The sequence below is a fragment of the Hyphomicrobium album genome (assembly GCF_009708035.1).
Taxonomy (GTDB): Bacteria; Pseudomonadota; Alphaproteobacteria; order Rhizobiales; family Hyphomicrobiaceae; genus Hyphomicrobium_A; species Hyphomicrobium_A album.
Map to the genome: position 1 here is coordinate 844,564 of NZ_WMBQ01000001.1, position 21,005 is coordinate 865,568.

The 21,005-nt window shown below is 65.0% G+C and carries 31 protein-coding genes and 1 tRNA gene; 16 read left to right on the forward strand and 16 right to left on the reverse strand.

The features are described from left to right. Positions 1-95: 95 nt before the first annotated feature. Together GIW81_RS04120 and GIW81_RS04125 are read left to right on the forward strand one after the other, a co-directional pair. The gene (locus GIW81_RS04120) at positions 96-491 is read left to right on the forward strand and encodes a (R)-mandelonitrile lyase (protein WP_154738051.1); all 396 of its coding nucleotides are present in this window, start codon (positions 96-98) and stop codon (positions 489-491) included. A 122-nt stretch (positions 492-613) separates the two neighbouring features. Then, entirely contained in the window at positions 614-1,333 is a 720-nt protein-coding gene (locus GIW81_RS04125) for a carbonic anhydrase (RefSeq protein WP_154738052.1), read from the forward strand. Positions 1,334-1,344: 11 nt separating this feature from the next. Here GIW81_RS04125 and GIW81_RS04130 read toward each other — a convergent pair whose 3' ends face one another. Further along, positions 1,345-1,623 carry a hypothetical protein gene (locus GIW81_RS04130; RefSeq protein WP_154738053.1) on the reverse strand — a complete coding sequence of 93 codons (279 nt, stop codon included), beginning with the start codon at positions 1,621-1,623 and terminating at the stop codon, positions 1,345-1,347. 396 nt (positions 1,624-2,019) lie between these two features. On the opposite strand from GIW81_RS04130, the gene GIW81_RS04135 reads away from it, so the two are divergent. From GIW81_RS04135 to GIW81_RS04145, 3 genes are all read left to right on the forward strand, one after another. After that, the gene (locus GIW81_RS04135; protein WP_154738054.1) at positions 2,020-2,295 is read left to right on the forward strand and encodes a hypothetical protein; all 276 of its coding nucleotides are present in this window, start codon (positions 2,020-2,022) and stop codon (positions 2,293-2,295) included. Positions 2,296-2,431: 136 nt separating this feature from the next. Next, the gene (locus GIW81_RS04140; protein WP_154738055.1) at positions 2,432-2,650 is read left to right on the forward strand and encodes a hypothetical protein; all 219 of its coding nucleotides are present in this window, start codon (positions 2,432-2,434) and stop codon (positions 2,648-2,650) included. Positions 2,651-2,757: 107 nt separating this feature from the next. Continuing rightward, entirely contained in the window at positions 2,758-3,261 is a 504-nt protein-coding gene (locus GIW81_RS04145) for a DUF6790 family protein (RefSeq protein ID WP_154738056.1), read from the forward strand. A 27-nt stretch (positions 3,262-3,288) separates the two neighbouring features. On the opposite strand, the gene GIW81_RS18965 is transcribed toward GIW81_RS04145, so the two are convergent. Continuing rightward, a complete protein-coding gene (locus tag GIW81_RS18965; protein WP_229309074.1) occupies positions 3,289-3,861 on the reverse strand; it encodes a YARHG domain-containing protein in 573 nt (190 codons plus the stop codon). A 191-nt stretch (positions 3,862-4,052) separates the two neighbouring features. Then, positions 4,053-4,457 carry a hypothetical protein gene (locus tag GIW81_RS04155; RefSeq protein WP_154738057.1) on the reverse strand — a complete coding sequence of 135 codons (405 nt, stop codon included), beginning with the start codon at positions 4,455-4,457 and terminating at the stop codon, positions 4,053-4,055. A 190-nt stretch (positions 4,458-4,647) separates the two neighbouring features. On the opposite strand from GIW81_RS04155, the gene GIW81_RS04160 reads away from it, so the two are divergent. Both GIW81_RS04160 and GIW81_RS04165 read left to right on the forward strand, forming a co-directional pair. Further along, positions 4,648-5,181, forward strand: a complete 534-nt coding sequence (locus GIW81_RS04160) for a cytochrome P460 family protein (protein WP_154738058.1) — start codon at positions 4,648-4,650, stop codon at positions 5,179-5,181. A 155-nt stretch (positions 5,182-5,336) separates the two neighbouring features. Beyond that, on the forward strand, positions 5,337-5,783 hold the full coding sequence (locus tag GIW81_RS04165; protein WP_154738059.1) for a nuclear transport factor 2 family protein: 447 nt from the start codon (positions 5,337-5,339) through the stop codon (positions 5,781-5,783). Between the two features lie 45 nt (positions 5,784-5,828). Here GIW81_RS04165 and GIW81_RS04170 read toward each other — a convergent pair whose 3' ends face one another. After that, positions 5,829-6,683: a DUF4118 domain-containing protein gene (locus tag GIW81_RS04170; RefSeq protein WP_324614883.1), complete on the reverse strand. Its 855-nt coding sequence runs from the start codon at positions 6,681-6,683 to the stop codon at positions 5,829-5,831. Positions 6,684-6,852: 169 nt separating this feature from the next. Between GIW81_RS04170 and GIW81_RS04175 the strand changes: the two genes are divergently transcribed. The 6 genes from GIW81_RS04175 (at position 6,853) to GIW81_RS04200 (ending at position 11,031) form a co-directional block, all read left to right on the forward strand. Then, entirely contained in the window at positions 6,853-7,593 is a 741-nt protein-coding gene (locus GIW81_RS04175; RefSeq protein WP_154738061.1) for an ABC transporter ATP-binding protein, read from the forward strand. A gap of 86 nt (positions 7,594-7,679) precedes the next feature. After that, positions 7,680-8,420, forward strand: a complete 741-nt coding sequence (locus GIW81_RS04180) for an ABC transporter permease (RefSeq protein WP_154738062.1) — start codon at positions 7,680-7,682, stop codon at positions 8,418-8,420. A 68-nt stretch (positions 8,421-8,488) separates the two neighbouring features. Beyond that, positions 8,489-9,247 carry a hypothetical protein gene (locus GIW81_RS04185; protein WP_210251901.1) on the forward strand — a complete coding sequence of 253 codons (759 nt, stop codon included), beginning with the start codon at positions 8,489-8,491 and terminating at the stop codon, positions 9,245-9,247. A gap of 58 nt (positions 9,248-9,305) precedes the next feature. Further along, positions 9,306-9,815: a DUF411 domain-containing protein gene (locus tag GIW81_RS04190; RefSeq protein ID WP_154738064.1), complete on the forward strand. Its 510-nt coding sequence runs from the start codon at positions 9,306-9,308 to the stop codon at positions 9,813-9,815. 380 nt (positions 9,816-10,195) lie between these two features. Continuing rightward, the gene (locus tag GIW81_RS04195) at positions 10,196-10,426 is read left to right on the forward strand and encodes a hypothetical protein (protein WP_154738065.1); all 231 of its coding nucleotides are present in this window, start codon (positions 10,196-10,198) and stop codon (positions 10,424-10,426) included. 131 nt (positions 10,427-10,557) lie between these two features. After that, the gene (locus tag GIW81_RS04200; protein WP_154738066.1) at positions 10,558-11,031 is read left to right on the forward strand and encodes a VOC family protein; all 474 of its coding nucleotides are present in this window, start codon (positions 10,558-10,560) and stop codon (positions 11,029-11,031) included. Positions 11,032-11,132: 101 nt separating this feature from the next. Here the strand turns inward: GIW81_RS04200 and GIW81_RS04205 are convergent, their stop codons facing one another. Continuing rightward, a complete protein-coding gene (locus GIW81_RS04205; RefSeq protein WP_154738067.1) occupies positions 11,133-11,366 on the reverse strand; it encodes a hypothetical protein in 234 nt (77 codons plus the stop codon). A 193-nt stretch (positions 11,367-11,559) separates the two neighbouring features. Further along, positions 11,560-11,955, reverse strand: coding sequence for a hypothetical protein (locus GIW81_RS04210; RefSeq protein WP_154738068.1), 396 nt, complete (start codon positions 11,953-11,955; stop codon positions 11,560-11,562). Between the two features lie 188 nt (positions 11,956-12,143). Here GIW81_RS04210 and GIW81_RS18895 point away from each other — a divergent pair, with 188 nt between their 5' ends. Then, positions 12,144-12,407, forward strand: a complete 264-nt coding sequence (locus tag GIW81_RS18895) for a hypothetical protein (RefSeq protein WP_154738069.1) — start codon at positions 12,144-12,146, stop codon at positions 12,405-12,407. A 25-nt stretch (positions 12,408-12,432) separates the two neighbouring features. Here GIW81_RS18895 and GIW81_RS04220 read toward each other — a convergent pair whose 3' ends face one another. Beyond that, complete coding sequence (locus GIW81_RS04220; RefSeq protein WP_154738070.1) at positions 12,433-12,672, reverse strand: hypothetical protein; 240 nt, start codon at positions 12,670-12,672, stop codon at positions 12,433-12,435. Positions 12,673-12,684: 12 nt separating this feature from the next. Continuing rightward, positions 12,685-12,921, reverse strand: coding sequence for a hypothetical protein (locus tag GIW81_RS04225; RefSeq protein ID WP_154738071.1), 237 nt, complete (start codon positions 12,919-12,921; stop codon positions 12,685-12,687). 171 nt (positions 12,922-13,092) lie between these two features. Between GIW81_RS04225 and GIW81_RS04230 the strand changes: the two genes are divergently transcribed. Next, the gene (locus GIW81_RS04230; RefSeq protein ID WP_154738072.1) at positions 13,093-13,257 is read left to right on the forward strand and encodes a hypothetical protein; all 165 of its coding nucleotides are present in this window, start codon (positions 13,093-13,095) and stop codon (positions 13,255-13,257) included. 49 nt (positions 13,258-13,306) lie between these two features. On the opposite strand, the gene GIW81_RS04235 is transcribed toward GIW81_RS04230, so the two are convergent. The 6 genes from GIW81_RS04235 to GIW81_RS04260 form a co-directional block, all read right to left on the reverse strand. Continuing rightward, complete coding sequence (locus GIW81_RS04235; protein ID WP_154738073.1) at positions 13,307-13,507, reverse strand: (2Fe-2S)-binding protein; 201 nt, start codon at positions 13,505-13,507, stop codon at positions 13,307-13,309. Between the two features lie 111 nt (positions 13,508-13,618). Continuing rightward, on the reverse strand, positions 13,619-15,001 hold the full coding sequence (locus tag GIW81_RS04240) for a cytochrome P450 (protein ID WP_154738074.1): 1,383 nt from the start codon (positions 14,999-15,001) through the stop codon (positions 13,619-13,621). Between the two features lie 52 nt (positions 15,002-15,053). Beyond that, positions 15,054-16,067 carry a hypothetical protein gene (locus tag GIW81_RS04245; protein ID WP_154738075.1) on the reverse strand — a complete coding sequence of 338 codons (1,014 nt, stop codon included), beginning with the start codon at positions 16,065-16,067 and terminating at the stop codon, positions 15,054-15,056. Between the two features lie 22 nt (positions 16,068-16,089). Then, positions 16,090-16,962 (reverse strand): class I SAM-dependent methyltransferase, encoded by an 873-nt coding sequence (locus GIW81_RS04250; protein ID WP_154738076.1) that lies wholly within the window; start codon positions 16,960-16,962, stop codon positions 16,090-16,092. A gap of 3 nt (positions 16,963-16,965) precedes the next feature. Beyond that, entirely contained in the window at positions 16,966-17,535 is a 570-nt protein-coding gene (locus GIW81_RS04255) for an FcoT family thioesterase (RefSeq protein ID WP_195930357.1), read from the reverse strand. Positions 17,536-17,717: 182 nt separating this feature from the next. Beyond that, positions 17,718-18,596 carry a TauD/TfdA dioxygenase family protein gene (locus tag GIW81_RS04260; RefSeq protein WP_195930359.1) on the reverse strand — a complete coding sequence of 293 codons (879 nt, stop codon included), beginning with the start codon at positions 18,594-18,596 and terminating at the stop codon, positions 17,718-17,720. 579 nt (positions 18,597-19,175) lie between these two features. Here GIW81_RS04260 and GIW81_RS04265 point away from each other — a divergent pair. Continuing rightward, positions 19,176-19,250: transfer RNA gene (locus GIW81_RS04265), tRNA-Glu, on the forward strand. Between the two features lie 137 nt (positions 19,251-19,387). On the opposite strand, the gene GIW81_RS04270 is transcribed toward GIW81_RS04265, so the two are convergent. Further along, positions 19,388-19,939 carry a pyruvoyl-dependent arginine decarboxylase gene (locus tag GIW81_RS04270; protein WP_154738079.1) on the reverse strand — a complete coding sequence of 184 codons (552 nt, stop codon included), beginning with the start codon at positions 19,937-19,939 and terminating at the stop codon, positions 19,388-19,390. 108 nt (positions 19,940-20,047) lie between these two features. Further along, positions 20,048-20,956 (reverse strand): tetratricopeptide repeat protein, encoded by a 909-nt coding sequence (locus GIW81_RS04275; RefSeq protein ID WP_195930361.1) that lies wholly within the window; start codon positions 20,954-20,956, stop codon positions 20,048-20,050. Positions 20,957-21,005: the final 49 nt, after the last annotated feature.

Here is a 21,005-nt window from a genome sequence, read left to right on the forward strand (position 1 = left end):
GTTGTCCTGCCCGTCAATTCGAGCATCCCCGCGTCTCGCCAAGGTGCACCAAATGCGATAGCGGAGCAATCGGCCGCTTACAGAGGAACGATCACATGGACATCAAACGCGCGGGCACGCGGCAGACCGATCCGGGCTCGGCCGACTACTTCACCGGCGCGGTGCGCATCGAGCGGCTGTTGCAGGCCCCGCCCCCAGCCCGCGTCGCCGCGGCGAGCGTCACGTTTCAGCCCGGCGCCCGCACGGCGTGGCACACGCATCCGCTCGGCCAGACGCTGATCGTCACCTACGGAAAGGGATGGGCGCAGCGCGAGGGCGGCCCGAAAGAGGAGATCCGCCCCGGCGACGTCGTCTGGTTTCCTCCGGGCGAGAAGCACTGGCACGGCGCCACAACGGATAGCGCCATGACGCACCTCGCCGTGCAGGAGACGCTCGACGGCAAGGCGGTCGACTGGCTGGAGCAGGTCAGCGACGCCGACTACGGCGGCTGACGCTCGGCAAGAGAATGGCAACGACGATCGGCGCGAAATCCGACTGTCCGCAAGCGAAATTCACACGCCGCTAATATTTTCGGCGCTTCCTGCTGCGGCATATTCCGTCGCAGAGCGAGTCCATGACCCACAAACCTGCTCCATGTTGCATCGACCGCCGCGGGCTCCTTGCCGCCGGCGCCGGCTCCATTCTCGCCGCTATGACCGCCACAGGCGCCCGTGCCGTAGGTCCCGCCCCCGGCGAAGCCGCTCGCTCCCCAGAACACGCGCTCGAGGGGCTCGTCGAGGGCAACAAGCGGTTCGTCACAGAGCCGGAAGTCTGCGAGCTCGACCTCGCCGCCCAGCGCGCCCGCGTCGCGCACGGACAGGCGCCCTGGGCGACGATCCTCAGCTGCGCCGATAGCCGCGTGCCGCCGGAAATCGTCTTCGGCGGCCGCGGGCTGGGCGAGCTGTTCGTCGCCCGCAACGCCGGCAACCTCGCCGACACGGCTACCATCGGCACGCTCGAATACGGCGCCGCGGTGCTCGGCTCGCCGCTGATCGTCGTGCTCGGCCACCGGAGCTGCGGGGCGGTGAAAGGCGCGTGCGAGGTCGTCACCAGCAACGCGACGTTCCCCGGCTCTATCGGTCCGATGATCTATCCGATCATTCCCGCCGCACTCGCCGTGCGCGATAAGGCGGGCGATTTCGTCGACAACGCCACGCGCGAGAGCGCCCGGCGCACGGCCGCGCGGCTCGCCGACTCGAGCGCCACGCTCGCCGACCTCATCGAGGCGGGCAAGCTCAAGATCCTCTCGGCGATCTACGACCTCGAGACCGGCAAGGTAGAATTCCTGACGTAGTTCTCGCGGCGTCAGTACGGGCCGACGTAGATGCGTACACCCGGCCCGTAGCTGTAGCCGCCGTAATAGCCATCGTAATGCCCATCGTCGTAGGCGCGATAGGCATAGCGGCCGTAGTCGCTATTGCCGCCCCAGCGCCGCAGCTGCTCGCGATCGCGGTCGTTGAGGTATAGGCCCGACCGCTCCTTGGCTCGGGCGTTCTCGATCTCACTGACGGAATCCGCCGACGCTGCCGTCGGGGCCAGGGCGATGGCCATCGCCACGCCGGCCAGCGCGCATTTCCAATCCATGTCTGTTCTCCTTTTGCGCACGCACCTGCCGCCGCCCTGCGCGCCAGGTCTCCGTAAACGCCTCCCCCAAAGCCGCCGTTCCGGCCGCGCGGATTTGCGCGGGTGGGCCGCGGCGCCGCTTCCAATCACCGACCCTTGCGCTAGGGTCGCTGGCACCTGAGGCCTCGTCACGCCGTCCGCCACACGGCCTGCAAGCTCAAGCGCACCTGCTGGTCGGGTTCGAAACCGTACGAGCGGGGCTGGCGCAAGCCGGCCCTTTCTCCGTTGCCCGAACGGGATTTGCTATGGGGCCCCAGTGTGACTATGTTCAGCGCATCATCGGGCACGCGATTCCGCAGGCGCCTGTGACAGAGAGATGCGTGTGCTCCCGCCTGTAAGGCCCTGGGAGAGCACACAATGCAGCTACCGAGAACCTTTGATGCGGAGACCGTCGCGATGATGGGCCGCGTCTGTTACGACGCTTGGTGGGAGCTCAGATCCCTCAACTCCTATCCATCGAGCGCCGCGGCCGAGAATGTCCGCGGCCTGTTGGCACTTAGCGTAATGGAGGCTGTCGCTCGGGGCGAGCGCGATCCCGCCGCCCTTCGCATGGTCGCCCTCGCCGGCGCTGCCTCGCGGCCCGATACCGCCCGCCAGACGCCCGCCAAGACCGGCGCGATGGTGCTGTCATGAGCAACGATAACGTAGGCCGCATAGCCCCCGTCAAGCCGCGCCCGGTTTGGGTTCTGCCGCTGGTCACCGCCCTGGTCCTTGTGGCTGTGATCCTTTCGCTCCTGCCGACGACGACGCCCGGTTAGAGGAGGCTTCAATGACGGCGGTCAATATCACCGTTGTCGACGCCGGAACGCCGGAGGGTTGGCGCTGGTCCGTCACCCGCGATGGGCACGAGGTCGAGTCCGGGATGGCACCCGACGAAGACGCCGCCTACACAGCAGCCAAGCCGCATTTCGATCGGCTGCGGCTGGAAATGATTCACGGCGGCCCGAGTGCCGCTGCTAGCGAGCCGCGAGTCACCATCGGAAGCTGACGCACCGCCGCCGCACCTCGGCAAGGTTGCGGCGCCGACTTTGTTGATTTCTCAAATCTGCATGTGTTCCCTGCTCCCGGCAGACGTCGCCGCAGGAGGGAAATCGCATGGTCAACGTCGTCATGCTGCTCTTGAGCCTCACGGTTCCGCCCGTCCACCTTGCCGTCACGCACGGGCCGTGGACGCGCCGCAACGTGCTCCGCATCTTTCTCGTCTACGCGTTCGTCTTCGACGTCGGCGCCGTCGGCTTCCTGTTCGGCTTCGTCCCCCACGTCTTCTTCGCCGACCAGGCCGCCGAGATGATCGGCTGGCCGAAGGGCAGCATGTTCCAGTTCGAGGTCGGCCTGCACGACGGCGGCTGGGGGATCCTCGGCTTCCTTTGCGTGTTCTTCGGCGGCGGCTTCTGGCTGGCGACGGCCATCGGCTGGTCGTTCTTCATGTTCGGCGCCGCCTGGGGCCACGTGCAGGAGATCGTCACGCACGGCAACTACGCGCCGTACAACTTCTTCCCGGCGATCACCGACACGCTGATTCCGATTTACCTGCTAGGTCTGCTCTACGCCTACTGGCGCGCCGGCGGCCTCGACGGCAAGCTCGCCCCGGAAACTTGAAGCGCCGCGAAGCGCGAGGTTAGCGGCCTAACGCTCGCACGGCGCCTGCACGGTGCGGCCGACGCTCGGAAGGTACTTCGGGCACATTTCGCCCGTCGCTTCGGGCTCTGGCTTCGGCGCCAGGGGCTTGCTTGCCTCGGATTGCGGTTGAGGGGGCTTTGCGGCGGCCGACTTCTTCACCTCGTCCAAGCGGGCGCGGGCGAGATCACCGAAGGGCGTGTCGCCGAACCGCGAGACGAAGGCTTCGAGCACGGCGGCGCTGTTGGTGTCCTTGGTGGCACCCCAGACCGAGGCCGCCTCGTTCAAGCGAGGGTCGGGAGCGCCCCCGCCTTGCTGCGTGTCCGGCGGCTGTGGCGGTAACGGCACCTGGGCATCCTGCCCCGACGATCCGCTGTCGCAGCCGAGCTGCCGCTCCTGGGCCGTGATGGAGTTGACGCGGGCTTGCTGGGCTCCCGTTAATTGACCATACGGCGGGTGGCAGCGCGTGCCGAACACCGCGACCGCGCGCGGCGTCTTGAAGCAGTGCCCTGCCGCCGCGAAGATGCTGTTGCGCGCATGCCAGAGTTGGTCGCAGCTTTGGGCCCAGGCTGGTGCGGGCACATGCATAGCCGCGGCAGCGATCGCCGCGAGGACGTTTCGTCTCCAGCATGACGGCATGGGCACGGGTCCTTGGATAACGGCGGTTGGCCCCTTAGCGTCTCCCGGCCGTGGCGCACTCTATCAGGCGCCCCGTCGGCGGTCACGCGACCGCGCCCGCCGCAGGCGTGTCGAGCGTGCGCCAGCCGCCTAAGTCACTTGCATTGCTTGAAGACCAGCGGCTCGGGGCCGTAGACGTCCTCGCTCACGACGGCGAGGGCCCCGTCCGCCGCGGAGGTCACGGCCAGCTCGTAGGCTTCGGCCGCGCCCATCTCCTCGCAGTCCGCCTTCACCGTCCAGCCATTATCCGCCGCCGAGGAGGAGCGGAACTTGCAATGCACCTCCCGCGGGCTCGTGATCCCCTCCGGTGTCAGCACCTCTTGCGAGATTGCCCCCACCAGCTCCTTGGAAAAGGGCTTCCCCTTCCCGAGCAGCTTACAATCCTCCGGATCCAAGGCGTATTTGCCGGCGATGAAGCTGAAGTCTTCGGCCGCCACCGGCATCGATGCTGCTAAGGCAGCCGCAAGGCCCAGGGCCACACTCGATAGATAGCCACGCATGAGATCCTCCACTCGGGCAGCACCAAGCTCGAACCCCCGCGCAATTCTATCGATTTGCGGCGCACGGAACCGGGAAACCGCGCCGGATGCTTACCGGCGTGACGCTGCAGACCTGAACGTCGGGCGCGATCGTCTGGCAACCGATCTTCCGCCATGCCACTATCGCGCGTCCATCGTGCAGGAGTACGCCATGTCACGCATGCCGTCCGTGCTGATGTTGATCATCCCGGGATTGCTCGCCGCCTTCGCCGGCTCGGCCATCTCCGCGCCCGACAAGTACACCCTGCAGGTCCCTGGCGGGCTCGCCTTCGCCGAGTTCAAGGGCTACGAGGACTGGCAGACCGTCTCCGTCAGCCTGAGCGAGGAGGCGTTCGCCCTGATCCTCGCCAACCCCATCATGATCGAGGCCTACCGCGCCGGCGCGCCCGGCAACGGCAAGCCGTTCCCCGACGGCTCGAAGATGGCGAAGATCCATTGGAAGCCGGAGACGAGCGCCGAGGCACCGGCGCCGACGAAGGTGGCAGGCGCGCTGCACGACGTCGACTTCATGGTGCGCGATTCAAAGCGCTTCGCCGACAGCGGCAATTGGGGCTACGCCCAGTTCAACTTCGACGACGCCACCGACACGTTCACGCCTTTGGGCGAGGGCGCCGCCTGCGGGTTCGCCTGCCACACGATCGTGGCGGGCAAGGACTACGTGTTCACCGCCTACCCCAAGCGCTGAGGTTCAGCCGCTGCGCCGGCCAATGCGCCGGTGACCGCAAAGGCGCACGCTCCCGCGAAATATTGACCGGGCGACGTTCAGCGTTGGCGCCGGCGCGGGCGCCCGCTATCACGGACTCAACTTGAGGCTGCATCCGTCAGGGAGCCGCAGACCCCGTGTCGCTGGAAGAGCAACGCGCCGTGTTCGCCCGCGCCCATCGCGCCTGGGAGGCGGGCGACTTCGACGCCTTCCTCGCCTGCCTCACCGACGACATCACCTACATCGTCAACGTCGACGGCATCAGCGTGCCCTACGCGATGAGCGCCGTCGGCAAGACCGACGTCCAGGACCGCCTGCAGCTTCTGCTCGACACCTTCGACGTCACCACCTTCGCACTCGAGCGCATGGTGCACGGCGAGGACCACAGCCGCAGCCTCGTGCACGGCGTCTACCGCCACAAGCAGACGGGCGAGGTGCTCGACATCAAGGTGCGCTTCCACGGCTGGGTCGAGAACGGATTATTGAAGCGCATCGAGGAGATCCACGACGCGCGCTTCATCGAGGCCTACGAGCGCTTCGTCTTCCACATGATGCAGGCGGCGCAGGCGCACGGCGGCGGGTGACGGCCCCGCTCCTCCTTGCGCGTAACTTCCGTCGCGTCCTCCGGTTCAACTTGCGGTCCGAGCCTCGCGCCCAATCTGGAGATCTTGGCGGTCGAGCGCGAGAGCCAAAATACTCCCAATGATGTCGACTAACGTACTTGGCGCCGAAGGACGTTCGTCGGGGTCAAATGCGAGTCCGATGATGGCACCTGTGCCCGCCGCCGTTTCCACAGGCCAGAAGTCAAAGCGTGAGGAGAAATCCGGGTAGCTTCCGGCGCGCGCGACAGTTCTCGTTGCCAACGACGATCGGGCAGCCTCGAGTTCGGCCTCCTGCGGCTCTACGCCTCCGACTCGCTCGAGGGAAACTACTTTGCCCTCTTTAACGAGCATCACAACGACAGGAACATGGAAGAGCGTTGCAAGAGCTTGGGAAGTGATTGAGACGACCGCCTTCGTATTGTCGGCCGCGATGATGTCGCGGCTGTAGTCTTGCAACACAGTCACCTGCCTCCGTAAGACCGCCGCCTCTGCCGCCCTCCGATGGGAGGTGAAGGCAACGCCGCTCACGATAAGCCCGATGACAAAGAGCAGTCCAATCGCCCAAATGTTTGCCGCGTCGTTGACGACCAGTGTGTAGCGAGGCTCAGTCAGGAAGAAGTTAAAGGCGAGCGCACCAAGTATCCCTGAACAGAGGGACGGGCCCAAGCCGAAGTTAGTGGCGGCGATGACCACCGGTACTACAAATACGAGGGAGAGGTTCGGGATCGTTACTTGGCTGTCGACACCGACAGCCACAACCGTCGCGACGGCGGTCATTGCAAACGAAGCAAGGTAGCGCACCACGGCAGGCGCCGCCAAAAGGGCGTCGGCATCGGGCGGCGGCGCGCCGACCCGCCGCGGTTTCGGTGTAATTCCCGCCACTTGTCCAACTCCTGCCTTATGCAGTACTCGGCGACAAACTCCTTTGGCTTGAGCCAAAGGAACAGGCGAATGACCCATGGCCTAACATCACTATGGGCGCATAAAAAATCTAGATGAGGCAAGGGGCGATTGTATAAGCGAGGACTAGCGATCACTGGGGCTGGTGCGCATGTCGGACAACAGCGCGATTGAGGTTCTTCATCTATCCAAGTCCTACGGGGAAAAGCTCGCGGTTGATGATGTGACGTTCGCCGTGCGGCGGGGCGAGCTTTTCGGCTTCATGGGCCACAACGGTGCCGGCAAGACGACGACGATCCGCACGCTGCTGGGGCTGTTGCGCCCTACCGGTGGCGGCGCCCGCGTGCTCGGGCACGATGTCGTGACCGAGAGCCTCGCCATTCGCCGCGTTGCCGGATATTTGCCCGGAGAGTATGCGCTGCCCAAGGACATGTCGGCGCGCGACTTCCTGCGCTACATCGGCGCCATGTTTGGCCACAGTGGATCAGCGCTTGAAAAGCGGATCACGGCCCTTCTCGAGCAGTTCGATCTCGGGGACGTCGCGGATAGTCGGCTTGGAACGTTCTCATCCGGCATGACGCAGAAGGTTGGGCTCGCGCAGGCGCTCATAAACGAGCCGCGCGTGCTTCTGCTCGATGAACCGACGGCGGGTCTCGATCCGATCGGGCGGCATGATACGCTCGCTCTAATCCGGCGGCTGGCCATCGAGAGCGGTGTCACCGTGTTGTTCTCAACGCATATCCTGAGCGACATCGAGCGCGTGTGCGAGCGCGTCGCCATCCTGCATCATGGGCGCCTGCTCGCCTACGGCGATCTGGCCGATCTCAAGCGTGCCAACGGCGCACACCAGATGGACGATCTCTACCTCGCGCTCGTGACGGCCGCCACGTGAGCATTGCAACGCCAATATCTGAGCTTGCTCAGCGCGCTGCGCCTGGCCGACTTTGGCCGTTCCTCGTTGAGGAGTATCGCCGCATCATGCACACGCGGCTGGCGGTGCTCATTTGGGCGGCATTGCTCTACACCGTCGCCGTCGTCCCCTTCCTGATGGCGAAGCCGCCGCCGGAAGTACTGCATTCGATCGAGAGCTGGCTCGGGCCGGGGTCCGTGCACGCCAAGCTGATCATGTTCGTGTGGGTCGACGCGGCTATGAACAAGCTGGCGGTGATCCTCGGGCCGTTGCTCGCGGGTGGCATCATCGCCGAGGAGCGGGCACGCGGCACGCTCGACTTGCTTGCGGCAAAGCCCATCCGCGCCGCTGACTATTTCACGGTCAAGGTTGCGGCCGCCGCCGCCGCGCTCACGACGTTCTATGTGGTCGTCAGCGCCGGTGCGCTCCTGACGTTCCCTTGGCGCGTTACGGGGTTCGATGTCGGCGACTTCCTGGCGCTGAGTAGCGTGCATCTGTTCGCCGCGCTGTTCGGGGTTGCGTTCTCTGCGGTCATGGCGGTCAGTTTCAAGCGCAGGCTCACGGCCATGCTGGTGAGCCTCGCGGTACTCGGGAGTCTGGTCGGCCTTTCCTTCCTCGGCTTCATTGATCCTACCTATCGGACCGCAAGCCTTCTCAACCCATTCTTTCTCGGCATCCTGCCTATTGGCAGCATCGGCGACTACCATGTTGGCGACATCGCGTTTCCTGTTCTGGCGCTGCTCGGGTTCAGCCTGATCGCCGTCCTGATCGGTCGCCGGATCGCCACGCGCGCCCTCGAAGAGGGCTGAGGATGGTCGTCTCGGAGCAACCGGTAGAGGTGGGAGTTCGCCCAGCTTCGCACGCGATGTTCGCTTCAATGCTGCGCGCCGAGCTTGCGCGCGCTTTCGCTTGGCGTCACGTGGTCGTCATCGTCTGCATGGCGTTGATGGGCGTTGTGCTCGCGGTCTGGCTGCCGACGCTTCCAGAGAGCGTCTTCCGCTTCTTTCAACGTGTCTTCCTGCTTCCCGCCTGGCCGGAGATCGCCGTGGCCAATGACATGGCCGGGCTGTTCTTCTTCGTCTATTGGATCGGGGTGTTCGACATGCTGAACATCTACGTGCAGCCGTTGGAGGAGCGACGCCTCGACCTTGTCTTGTCGAAGCCGCTGACGCGCGGGGAATATCTCTGGGCTAAGCTGGTTCCCATTCTCCTAGTAGTGGTTGCTCTGTTCGTGATCGGTGCCCTTGCGCATTGGCTTGCATTGCAAGCGGCCAGTCTTGCCTACCCACTGGCTGCCTTGGCCGGCGCCAATTTTGCCTTGCTCGGCTGGACCATCCTGCTCATTTGTTTGGTCAATCTGATTGTCTTATGGACAAGCGATACGTACACAGCGCTGCTCATCGCCTTCGTGCCGATGCTCGTGACGATCCTCCCAGGCACGATCTACATGTATCGGCCGGACATCTTCGAGGCTTCATCGCACGTGCGCGACCTCGTCGTATTTCCCCTGAACCTCGTCTGGTATCCTGACTTCAGCGCAAGTTGGGGCTTCGCTCTCGGTGGATTGTTCCTCGCTCTCGCCGCGGGTCTCGTGGTGGCAGCAGGATGGATGTTCGAGATGAAAGACGTACCGTGATAATCCCCACAAATTCCGGCCTACTCTTCTTCCGTCGCTTGCCCACAGGGAGGCCGCCATGACCGTTTCACGCCGCACAGCGCTCCACCTCATCACCGCTGCCGCGAGCATCAGCTTCGCCCCACTGAGCCGTGCCGACGACTCTGACTCCGCGCGCTCCGCCACGACGCACTCCGCCGACGCGCTCCCCATGGTCACCGTCAACAAGGACCCCACCTGCAGCTGCTGCACCGGCTGGGCCGATCACCTGCGCGCTGAAGGCTTTCCGGTGACGGAGGTGGCGACGAGCGACCTTAAGGCGGTCAAGACGCGCCTCGGCGTGCCGACGGAACTCGCCGGCTGCCACACCGCCGAGGTCGGCGGCTACGTCATCGAAGGCCACGTTCCCGCCGTTGCCATCAAGCGGCTGCTCGCCGAGCGACCGGCGGCGACCGGCCTCGCGGTGCCCGGCATGCCCGCGGGATCGCCCGGCATGGGCGGCGAACCGGAGATCTACGAGGTGACGCTGTTCCACCCCGGCGGACGGACAAGCTTCGGCCGCTACCAGGGCGCCAACCAGCTTCCCTGAGCGCGCCATCGCGACAAACTAATCCCCGGGCTCTTGTCCGCGCGTACGTTCCCCCCATCCCGCCCCGCGCAAGGGGTCGGTCTCGAGGCGTTCCTGTATCGAGGGCGGGCTGCAGTGTCGGGTACACGTGGCGTCACGCGCGCCCCGACTACCTGAGGCTCGCCGCGCCCACCGGGTGAGAGTCCCGGAGGGGGAAACCCCTGAAATGCCGCGGGTATGCCCCAAATCCTGCGCGGGGCGGCGAGGTGCCGCTCAAAAAAACAAATCAGCTCGCGGCGTTTCCCCGCCCCGCGCCCCTTGCTCGCAACGAACCCCGGCGGCGCGATCCGCCCGGGGCACGCGGCGTCGGCTAAACACATCGAGGAGCAGCGAGACAACGCATGGGCGTCATGACCGACGAGCAGCACGCCAAGGCGCGGCGCAAGATGGCCAGCATCTACGCGCGCCTCATACTGCGCAACCTGCGCGACCTGCACGCGCGTTCTCCAAAGCCACGCCACTCGCGCCTGCCGAAGGAGGCGCGGGCGCTGAAATCGATCGTTGCCGAGGCGCGCGCCATGGGGCTCGTGCCGCCGGAGCCGCCCGCATCGCCACGCCGCCGCCACCGCTAGCGGCACCCGCTCTCTTCCGCCGCGCGCCCGTGAGGTTTACACAATTCTCCGTGCTTGCCCGGAACCGCACACCGCCGGAATGGCTTTCGGCGGTGCCGTAATCTCTCACCAGAGCAACGGAAGGACACGCAATGGCGAAGAACACGATCTGCCTTTGGTACGACAAGGACGCCGAGGCCGCTGCCCACTTCTACGCCGAGACCTTTCCGGACAGCGCGGTGCGTGCCGTCCACCGTGCGCCCAGCGACTATCCATCCGGCAAGGAAGGCGACGTGCTGACGGTCGACTTCACCGTCGCCGGCGTTCCCTGTCTCGGCCTCAACGGCGGTCCCGCGTTCAAGCACAGCGAAGCGTTCTCGTTCCAGATCGCCACCGACGATCAAGCCGACACCGACCGCTATTGGAACGCCATCGTCAATAATGGCGGCCAGGAAAGCGCGTGCGGCTGGTGCAAGGACAAGTGGGGCATCTCGTGGCAGATCACGCCGCGCGTGCTGACCGAAGCGATGGCTGCCGGTGGCGCGGAGGCCAAGCGCGCGTTCGAGGCGATGATGAAGATGAAGAAAATTGACGTGGCGGCGATCGAGGCGGCGCGGCGCGGCTGACGCGCCGCCGCTCAACCATTTAGTGGAAAGCAAAGCTCTGCCGGCGCGCAAAAGAAAAGGTCCCGGCCGAAGCCGGGACCAGTTCAAACGTGACGCGAACCTTAGCGGACGTGGATGTGGATGCCCTTCCGCTTGCGATAGTAGCGGTTGCGGTTGTGGTGGTGGTGACCGCGCTTCCAATGCCGGTGCTTGTAGTGGCGATGCTTGTAGCCGGCCTGCACGACGTCCGACGAAGCCTTCACGTCGGTTCCCTGACCGGGAAGGGCACTGGCGCCCTGCGGGACGGCGAACAGCAGCGCCGCGGCAATGCCTGCGGCAGCGAGCGTCTTATACATCTAAAGCTCCTTTTGCGTTTCTTGCAGGATCGCAACACATGGGGTCGACCATTCGTTCCCTCGCGGCGGTGGGGCGCGGCGCCGCGCTCTTGGCCGCACTCTTGGCAACGCGCTCACAAATCGAGAGGCCGTCCGCGGTGCCGCGGACGGCCTCGGCAGGCCCCATGCGAGGCCTAGGTTGCGCCGACACTCGTTACTTCGGCGCGATTTCCTTCTCGTCGACCGGCGGCAGCGACTTGGCCTCCGCCTCCGTCAGCTTGAGCTGGATACGGTCGTTCTTCACGCTGGCGACGGAGTCGTCGTCGAGCATGACGCGCGTTTCACCGATGCCGAGGAATCCGCCCATGTCGAAGTAGATCTTGTCGCCGGCGGTGCCCGACACCTCGCCCAGGTGCTTGTTGTCGGCGCTGTAGACGGCACGGCCGATCCACGCGTCGCTGGGGGGCGTCTTGCCGATATCGATATCGAGCTCGACGCCACCGGCCGGTGCTTTGACGTCGACGCCCGGCGTCTTGACCTGCACCTCGGCCAGCGCGGCACCCGCCGTACCGGCGGCGACAATAGCTGCGAGAATTGTGCGACTGATCATTCTGTCCTCCAGTTGATTTCTGCGGGGACAACGTCGATCGGCGGTGGCCGTTCCGCGGCCACGGACAGGCGCGCCTTTGCGTGCTCTCGCAGGCAAGCAGCGCAAGTCAGCCGGCCTGCACGCGAATGGCGCGTTCGACCGCGGCGCAGCATGCTCTTTCAACGGATTCCGAGATAACAAAGTGCCTTGTGAAGAACACCGCCGCGCCACTCTGCGGCTCACGGATTGCGCTACGCTCACAGCGTTTCAGCATCCGGGGTGGGATGATGATGGGAGTGTGCCTGGGCCTGATTTCGCCGGACCGACTCGAGCGACGCCTAGCCGACGTCCGCGCGCAGATCAGCGCCATGGAAGCCGCAAAGAGCCGCGACGGCGTCACCATCGTCGTCGACATCGCCGGCCTGCGCGATTTGAAGGAAGAAGAGGCGTTTCTCGAGATCCTCGTTTCCTGAACGCGCCGCGCTTTTTGATGGACTCTCAGCGGACCAGCAGCGCGAAGACGAAGCCGACTCCGGCGGCGATCAGCATCGACCTCGTGGGGTCGCGGCGGATGGCGCGGTTGATCGGGTCGTGGTCGTCGAAATAAGTCCGTGCCCGGGTCACGCGCTCCAGCTCATAATCATAGCTCGTGCCCGTGCGCCGCGGCGACTCCGGTTCGTTCGCAGCATGATCGAGCACCCGGCGTTCGGCCGACGGCGCGGAAAGGTGTTCCTCCACGAGGCTCTCCCTCTATTTGTCTTGTTTCTTCTCGTGCGTTTTGTCGACGTGGCGGGCGAGCTCGTTCACCAGCTCGAGATCGAGTTCCGCCGGCCGGCGGTTCAGCGGTCGATCGGGCTGCGTCGACGTCGTCTCGCCCACGGCCACCGGATCGCTCGCCGGAAACGTTGCCTTCAGAGCCTCGTTCAGCTCCTTGTCGACCTCGGGCGACTGCTTCTTCGCTTCGTCGGCTATCGATTCTTGCGACATGGGACACCTCCATTGCTCAGAACTTGAGATAAGGCGCCTTGGTTCCCCGACAAGCACGCGCGACGAGGGCCGCACATAAGATGTGATCAATCTTAAATTCTGCTCATGCGGCAACCCGCGATACCGGCCGCGACTTTGCTCCTGCAGTCTCGACCATGGATGGAGGAGCAGATGCCGACCGGATTGCTGCTGATGCTGGACGCGCCCCAGCGCTTCAAGGCCACGTACTGCAACGGCGAGATCTACGTGGCGGAAGTCGAGCCGAATGCGGTGAGCGAGACCGCGCGAGCGGAGCCGGCGCCCAAACCATTCAGCCGTCACCCTGCAGCTTCTTGATGTAGCCCTTGGGGCATGGGCTTTGGCGACGCCAATCGCTCAGGTCGGCTTACTGCGCGTAGCAGGCCTCAGCGGGGGCCGAACCCTGCGGCATCGTGCTGTCGAGGATCTGCTTGATGGTGGCGAAGCAGCCGCCGCAGCGCGGCCGGCAGCCCAAGCAGGCATGCACCTGGGTGACACGAAGCGGTTGCGAGGCCGCCGCCTGGGCGACATCAGAATCACGCAGCATATTGCAGGAACAAACGATCATAGCGCTCCGTCCTTTCTCTTGCCTCCAAGGAGAGGATGCAGCGGCCTCAGGCGCGACGCTGTTTCGCCGGGCACAGGGCTGGAGCTTTCGCGGAGCGGCCGGAGGCAGGGTTTACGTGCGCAACGTCACCTCGAGCGGCATGCCGCCCTTCGGCTGCAGGGCGATGCGCGACAGGGGCACGGGCACGTGGCCGTCCGGCACCTTGAAGCGGGCGGCACGCACGAACGAGGCAAGCAAGATCGTCGCCTCGAGCATGGCGAACGAGGCGCCGATGCACACCCGCGGGCCGGCCCCGAACGGCAGGTACTGATAGCGCACCTGCTGCGCCTCGCGCTCCGGCGAGAAACGCTCGGGGTCGAAGCGCGCGGGGTCCTCCCACAGCTTGCGATGCCGATGGATGGCGAAAATCGGCATGACGATGATGCCGTCCTTCTTCACGGGCGTGCCGTCGAGGTCGACGTCGCGGGTGGCGACACGCGCCAGCGACGAGATCGGCGGGTAGAGCCGCATCCCTTCCTTGATGAACATGGCGACGTCGGTGAGCCGGCCGGCGTGCTCGGCGCCTATGGGCTCGTCGCCGGCAACCCGGCGCACCTCGGCCAGCAGGCGCTCCTCCCACTCGGGCGACAGCGCCACGAGATAGAGCATCCAGGCGAGGGACTTGGCCGACGTCTCGTGCCCGGCGAGCAGGAAGGTGAGCAGGTTGTCGACCATCTGCTCGTCGCCCATGCTCTGGCCGCTCTCGGGATCTTTCGCGTTCAGCAAACGCGACATCAGGTCGTCGCGATCGTCCGCGCCGGCACGCCGGCGCCGCACCAGATTGCCAACCGACTGCCGCATGTCGATCTCGGCCCGCCGCCGCGCCGCCTTGCGCGGAAACGGCAACCAGCCGGGCAGCCCCAGCGCCCCGTAGACGCCCGGCCAGGAGAGCGGCAGAAGATAGTCGCGGTGGGCGCGCTCCAGCGCCTCCGTCACCGCCGGGTCGCGGCTGTGCAGCATCGTATCGGCGATGACGCCGAACGTGGCGCGCGTCGTATCCCGATCGACGTAGCGCACCGCGCCGGGCGCCAATTGGCGCCAGTCTTCGATCGCGGCCTCGGCCGCCGCCGTCATGACCGGCGCGTAGCGCTGAATTTCCGCCGGGCGGAACAGCGGCGCCGCTGCCTGCCGCTGCCACCGCCACTCGGGCCCGTGCGCCGTCAGGATGCCCCTGCCGAGCAGCTTGGAAAAAACGTAGCGCTCGATGATCGTTTTGGGGAACTCGGTGAAGTCGTCGAGCAGGATGCGCTTGATGCGCGCCGGATCGGCGACGTAGGTGATGCGATCGCGATAGGTATACGTCCACTCGCGATAGATGATCGCCGGCGTAGCGCCGAGTGGGTTGCGGACGAAGGCGAGAAAGTATCCGGGCAGGCTGAGCGGCTCGGCGGGCGGGGTGAGAAACGGCGGGTAGATCCGTTCCCCCGCGCGCGCACTCTCCTCCGCCTGCGGCATGCCAGCTCGCTCCCGCTTCAAGGCTCGCCTCTTGTGAGTGCGGGCGAACCGGTCAGTCTTTAGATTGCAGCAACGCCGCCCAGCGGTCCATGACCGTCTGTGTCCAGCCGGCCTCGCGCTTGATGGAGGCGTGCGCCTCGACGATGAGCGCCAGGCGCCCGTCACAAACGATCGCGCCGACGCCGACCGGCGAGGTCTTGGTCACCAGCGGGCACACGCACCACTGGCCGACGCCCTTCCAGGCGCCGAGATTGGAGAACGAGCCGACGAACGGGCGATTTTGAAAGCGCGCCATCTGCAGCTTGAAAACCTGACCGATACCTGAGAGCCCGATGATCTGGCTGAGATTGAGAAAGGTCCAGCTCGCCCAATGATCGCGACGGCGGAGCGCAAGCTTGATCTGCTCCTGCACGCACCCCGGCGTAGCGTCGGCGGAAATCTCGAGCTGCAGGTAGCCGCTCTGGTTCGCCGTATCACGATCGAGCTGCACGGGGCCGCGCAGGTTGACCGGCATCATCCAAATCCGCGGCCCGGCCTCGAGCTCGGGCTCGGTGGCGACAGCCAGCGTGTGCATCAACAGGCCGTTGAGCGAGACGCCCTGGGCACGCGCCTTCGCCTCCATGCGCCGCGTGGTCGCCGCACCGAAGAATTGCGTCGCGAACTCGTTGCCGGCCTTGGTGCGATAGCCGGTCCAGTTCGCGTCATAGCCACGCCACGCCGCAGCCGGCGTCGGCGTGCGCAGGCACATCTGTATCACCGCGCCCAAACGCTTGCCGAGCGACGGCATGCGGCTCTGGCGCGCCGGAACCTTGAACTCCCGCCCGACGTGCGCCTTGCGCAGCACATGTACGAAACCGCCGAGACCGTCGTATTCGGCGTGCGAAGGAAACACCCAGTCGATGCGCCCGTCCTCGGCTCGCTGGCCGCCGCGCATGCCGATGAACTCGCCTTCGCTCTCGACGATGCGAAACCACAATCCGGTCCAGTCGATGCGCCGCGTGAGTGCGCGCGGCGGCTCGGCGATGGAGGCTTCGAACTCTGGAGTGCGGGCGGCGATGGCGGTCATGGTGGGTGCTCCGTCTTTGGTGTCAGGCTTGGCCCGCGATGATGCGGACATGCCCCAGGGTGCGCCCGAGGGGAGAATTATTCTGTGTCGTAAGGTACAGGCGCTCGAGGTCCGCCGGCCCGACGTGCGATGTCGTCCGCAAGCCGCGCTGCGCCAGGAAGCGCGACGCGTTGCCCGGCACCAGTCCGAAGAGGAACGGCTCGCCGATCTTCTGCAGCCAGCGCGCCACCGCATCGCCGCCGTAGGTCGACGTATCGCCGTCGACAAAGCTCTGCAGCGCGTAGTCGAACACGATGCTGCTGCCCTTGCCGCAACCGGCAACGAAGCCGAGCACATCATTCACCGCCTGAACCGGCAGGTAGTAGGAAACGCCTTCCCACAGGAACAAGGTCTTGCCATCACGGCGGAAGCCGTGCTGCGGCAGCAGCTGGCGAAACGACTGCTTGGCGAAGTCGATGCCGATGAGGGTGACGTTCGAGGGCAGCGCCGTGTTGCTGGTCGCCAGCAGCTCGATCTTCCGCGCCTGCGTGCCGGGATGGTCCAGCTCGAACACGCGAACACCGCGCAGCTCGTCCTTGAAGCGGAAGGCGCGCGAGTCGTAGCCGGCGCCGAGGATGACCACCTGCTCGACGCCGTCGCGCAGGGCAGCAAGCAGCGCATCGTCGAAGTGGCGGGTGCGGGCGATGGCGAAGCAATAGCTGCCGGGGGCGGCGCGCTCGATCAGCTTGCTCAGGATGCGTTGCGGCGTCAGGGCCAACAGCAGCCGGCTCTTCAGGCTGAGGAACTGGCGGGCGAACCGGTCGATGCACGGGGTGGCGAGCTCCCGCTCGCCGACGGCCAGCGCGCGCAGCGCCGCGAGCGTCTCGGCCGATTGGATGGCGGTGAGCTGGGACATGGCTCAGTGCACCGTGTTCGGGTTGTAGGAGGGGCTGAAGGCCAGCGTCACGGAGCCCTTCGCCTTCACGCCTTCGCGGTCGGAGAAGGTGATGGTCGTGAAGAAGAACCAGGCGTTGCCAACCGCCGAGATCTTGTTGATCGACAGCTCGGCGGTGAAGTCGTTGCTGTCGAGCGGCTTGAAGTAGCGGCTCTCCAGGGCGACGATCATCATCGCCGGCAGCTGGTGATGCTTGAACTCGGTCATCGTCGGGATCTGGACGTCGCCGGCGCGCACCTTGTGCATGACGCCCGCGTCGATGCAGCCGGCGAAGAGCACATAAGCGAGCTGGTTGTAGCAGATGTTGAACTCGACCGCGTTGAAGTGGCCGGTGGAGTCGATGTAGCAGCTCTCGGGGATCGAGAAGCGGCCCTTGCCGACGATTAGCTTCTGTTCGGTGCCGGCGATCGCCGTCTTGTCGTTGACCTCGACGATCTCCGCCGCCTTCAGGTAGGTGGCGTTGTCGCGGTAGGGCTTCAGGATCTCGGCAGTGAACTCGTCGGCAATCGCGATCGGGAACTGCGGTTCCGTCATGGCGGGGGCCTCGATCTCGAGCATCGCCTGGGCTGCGGCAAGGCGCTTGCACGCGCCGCTGCAGGGTCCGAGGGCGCAAGCTTTCGTAGGGTTAGAAACTACCGTCGCAGTGGAACCATCGATTTGAGCGATTGAACACATGGCCGTCCCCATGGGTTTGAGCTGCAATTTTGCATTGAGCGTTAGGCAGCAACCTTCGAATTGATCTGGCTGGCGCAGAGCGGCATGCCGTCCTGCAAGGTGATGCGGTACATCATCGTCTCTTCCTCGAGGCCTTCGTTGCGGCCCGAGGTGTGTCCGAGGAAGCGATTGTCCCAGATGATGACGTCGCCCATCGACCACTGCACTTCCTTCACGAAGCGCGGCGTCTCGGCGAAGTCGAAGATCTCTTTCAGGAGGCTCGCCGATTCATCGAGCGAGGCGTCGGCGATCGACAGCGTGAAGCCGCGGTTGCCGTAGAGCACCTTCTCCTTGGTGTAGGGGTGCTCGATCACCGCCGGATGGCGCACGGCCGGGCAGAGCTTGTCGATGGTGGCGAGGATTTCGAAGATGTCGTAGCCGGCGTCCTGGGTGCGCACCTTGTAGCGCATCTTGCCGGTGTGCATGAACTCGCGGCCGGCGAGCTTCTTCTTGGTGGCGGCCGGCAGCGCCTTGTAAACGGCGGCCATGTCGATGAAGCGGGTGGAGCGCGCGAAGTTCTTCGGCAGAACCTTCGGCATCAGCATGGTGATGAACTTGGGGTCCTTCTCGAAGGACGTGTCGGAGTGCCAGTAGCCGCCGGTGCGGGCGACGCCGATCTGCTTGCCGTCCTTCTTGACGTTCGAGGAGACGAAGATCAGCGGGAATTCGGGGTGGTGGTAGTTGTCCTGCAGGTAGGGAACCGGGTTACCGACGCGTTTGGCGAAATCGCAGTACTGGGCTTCAGTGAGGTTCTGGTCCTTGAGGACGATGAGGCGGTTCTTGTAGAGGAGGTCGCGCAGCTTCTTGATTTCGGTCTTCGTGGCCTTGGCAGCGTTTACTCCCGTAACGCTGCATCCGAGATCGAGGGGTGCGGTTTTCATCAGCTTGCTCCGTCTGAAGTGTCCGCACCACCACGATGCGTCCATGTGACGGAGATTGCCGAAGCCTTAAGCGGGTCGCTGTTCCGGGGGGAACACGCCGCTCGTTTTGTGAAACTTGCGCGGAATCGCTCGATTTTTTCGGCTTGCGCGGTACTGGATCGTGTTCCAGTTCAGGCCAGACGGGCAACGCACCGTTGACCGGCCGGCGCACTTTTCCTTGACGAGATAGGCCGCGTACGGCGATTATCTGCGCGTGACGGCCGTCGCTGCCAGGCGCGCGCTACCTAGGTCCTGAGCAGTACCCCCAGCACCCCCCGGTTTCGAGGATGGTCGTCACGTCTTTCCTTCCCTCTTCGCCATTCTGCTGACAGCGGCGTCGCGCGATGCGTCCATCGGCTGACCACCCGCGTGACGCGACGCTCTGTCCTGGGGTGCGTTGAACATGCCACGCATCACTCGCCAGCTTGCAGATCGGCCGCGGCGGGACATCCCCTCAATGGCCTGTCAGAGATGCGCTTTTCGGTCACCGGGGCGTTGCTTGCGCGGGGCGGCAAACGCCCCTATAGGGATGGCCCTGCCGGTCCCTTCGTCTATCGGTTAGGACGCGAGATTTTCAATCTTGAAAGACGGGTTCGACTCCCGTAGGGACCGCCATTGCTCGCCAAACGAGCGGATTACGCGCCAGCGACTGACTTCCTTATGTCGAAAAAGCGGAGCGGACGCCGATGCCGAACGGCGTCGAGGTCAGCTAGTGACCGCGGCCGACGACCGGGATGGCCGCTGAGCGCTGCTCAGGCGAAGCGGAAGACCGCTGCAGCCACCGCGCAGGTCCAGCGACTGCTCTCATCTCCCTCGGCGTACGCCGTCACCGATGTACTGCCGATAATGAGGCTGCTCGTTTCGTAAACCCGTTTGCGCTCATTCCACGCAGCGTCAGGGTCGAACTCGATACCGAGCGTGGAAGCCAGCATGGAGGCAGCGAGATCCTCGGCATACTCGCCGCTTTGTTCTCGCGTCATACCGTACCCATGGTGCTCCGAAATGTAGCCATACATTGACGGCTCCGATGGGCGCGCCAGCCCGATGCTCGAATTAACACGGCGCCCCGGCTCGTTTGTCTCGGCGCGCGCCAGGACGGTGAAGGTGATTTCGCCCGGCAGCAGTGTGGCTGCACCTTCTTGCCGCTCCAGCTCGATGCAATTGGGCGGTAGGATCGAGGAGATGCTCACAAGATTCTGCTGTTCTATGTCCGCGTCCCGAAGCGCCAGCTCGAATGCAGTAAGTCGTTCGCGATGAACGCCGATGCCCTGTGTCAGAAAGAAGCTTTTCGGGACTAGCTGCATGACCGTTGCATCCTCGCTGGGCTCATTCATTCTATCTGATAGCGTGGGGAGATGACCCAATGCTGACGAGGTGAGCGTTCAGCGCGGACGGGCGGCGGACGAGAAGTGTCATTTTGCGCAGCGGACCGACACCGTGACGCCGGCGCCCGGCACATAGATGCGGCACTCAAGCTCCGGCGCTGCCTCCTCGGCCTTCTTCGCCGGCGGCGCCCCTTTGGCGGCTCGCTTGGCGGGCGGCGCATCCCCTGCGGGGTCTATCACTTTCGGCGCCGGCCCAGCCGGAGCGCCACCCTTCATTTCAAGCAGAGCGGCGCGGCGTTCGCGGTAAAATTTGTGCTCGGGATCGAGCGCCAGCAAGGTATCATAGTCGGCAATGGCGAGAGCGGGCTTGCCGAGCTTCTCGTACAGGAACGCGCGCAACAATATCCCGTACTGTTCTTTTGGCTTGAGCGCGATCAGGCGCGTCAGAGCCTCCTCCTCGCCCTTGGCGTCACCCAGCTTGCGGTATACCTCGGCTCTGTCTTGGAAGAACTGGGCGTGGTCGGGCTTTACGGCGATGCCCTGAGCGAGCATGGCGAGCGCCTCGGCGGTCTTGTCCTGCCGCAAGTAGATTTGCGCTTTGACCGAATAATAGGTCGGCTCTTTCGGTGCGAGCGCGATGGCCCGGTCGAGATCGGCGAGTGCACGTGCATCCTCGCCCATTCCCTTGAACGTCAAGGCGCGCACGAACAGGATGCGGTGGCTATCCGGCGCGAGCGCCAAGCCCTTCTCGAAGTCGGCCAGCGCACGGTCGTTGTCGTTCAAGAGGCTGAACTGGAAGCCGCGCTGCTGGTAGTAGTCTGCGGTATCGGGTTCGAGCGCGATCGCTTGGTCCAAGTTAGTAATGGCACCGGCCGGATTGTCAGAGAAGCGCGCGAGCATCGAGTAGGCTGCGGCGATGTACTTCTTGCCGAGCACTTCCTTGGAAACGACCCGGTGGCAGGCGGCGATGGATTCCTCGGGGGTGCCTTTCGTCATGCCCCTGCAGAGGTCAAAGTCTTGCTGGCCGCCTGGATGAGGAGGGCCG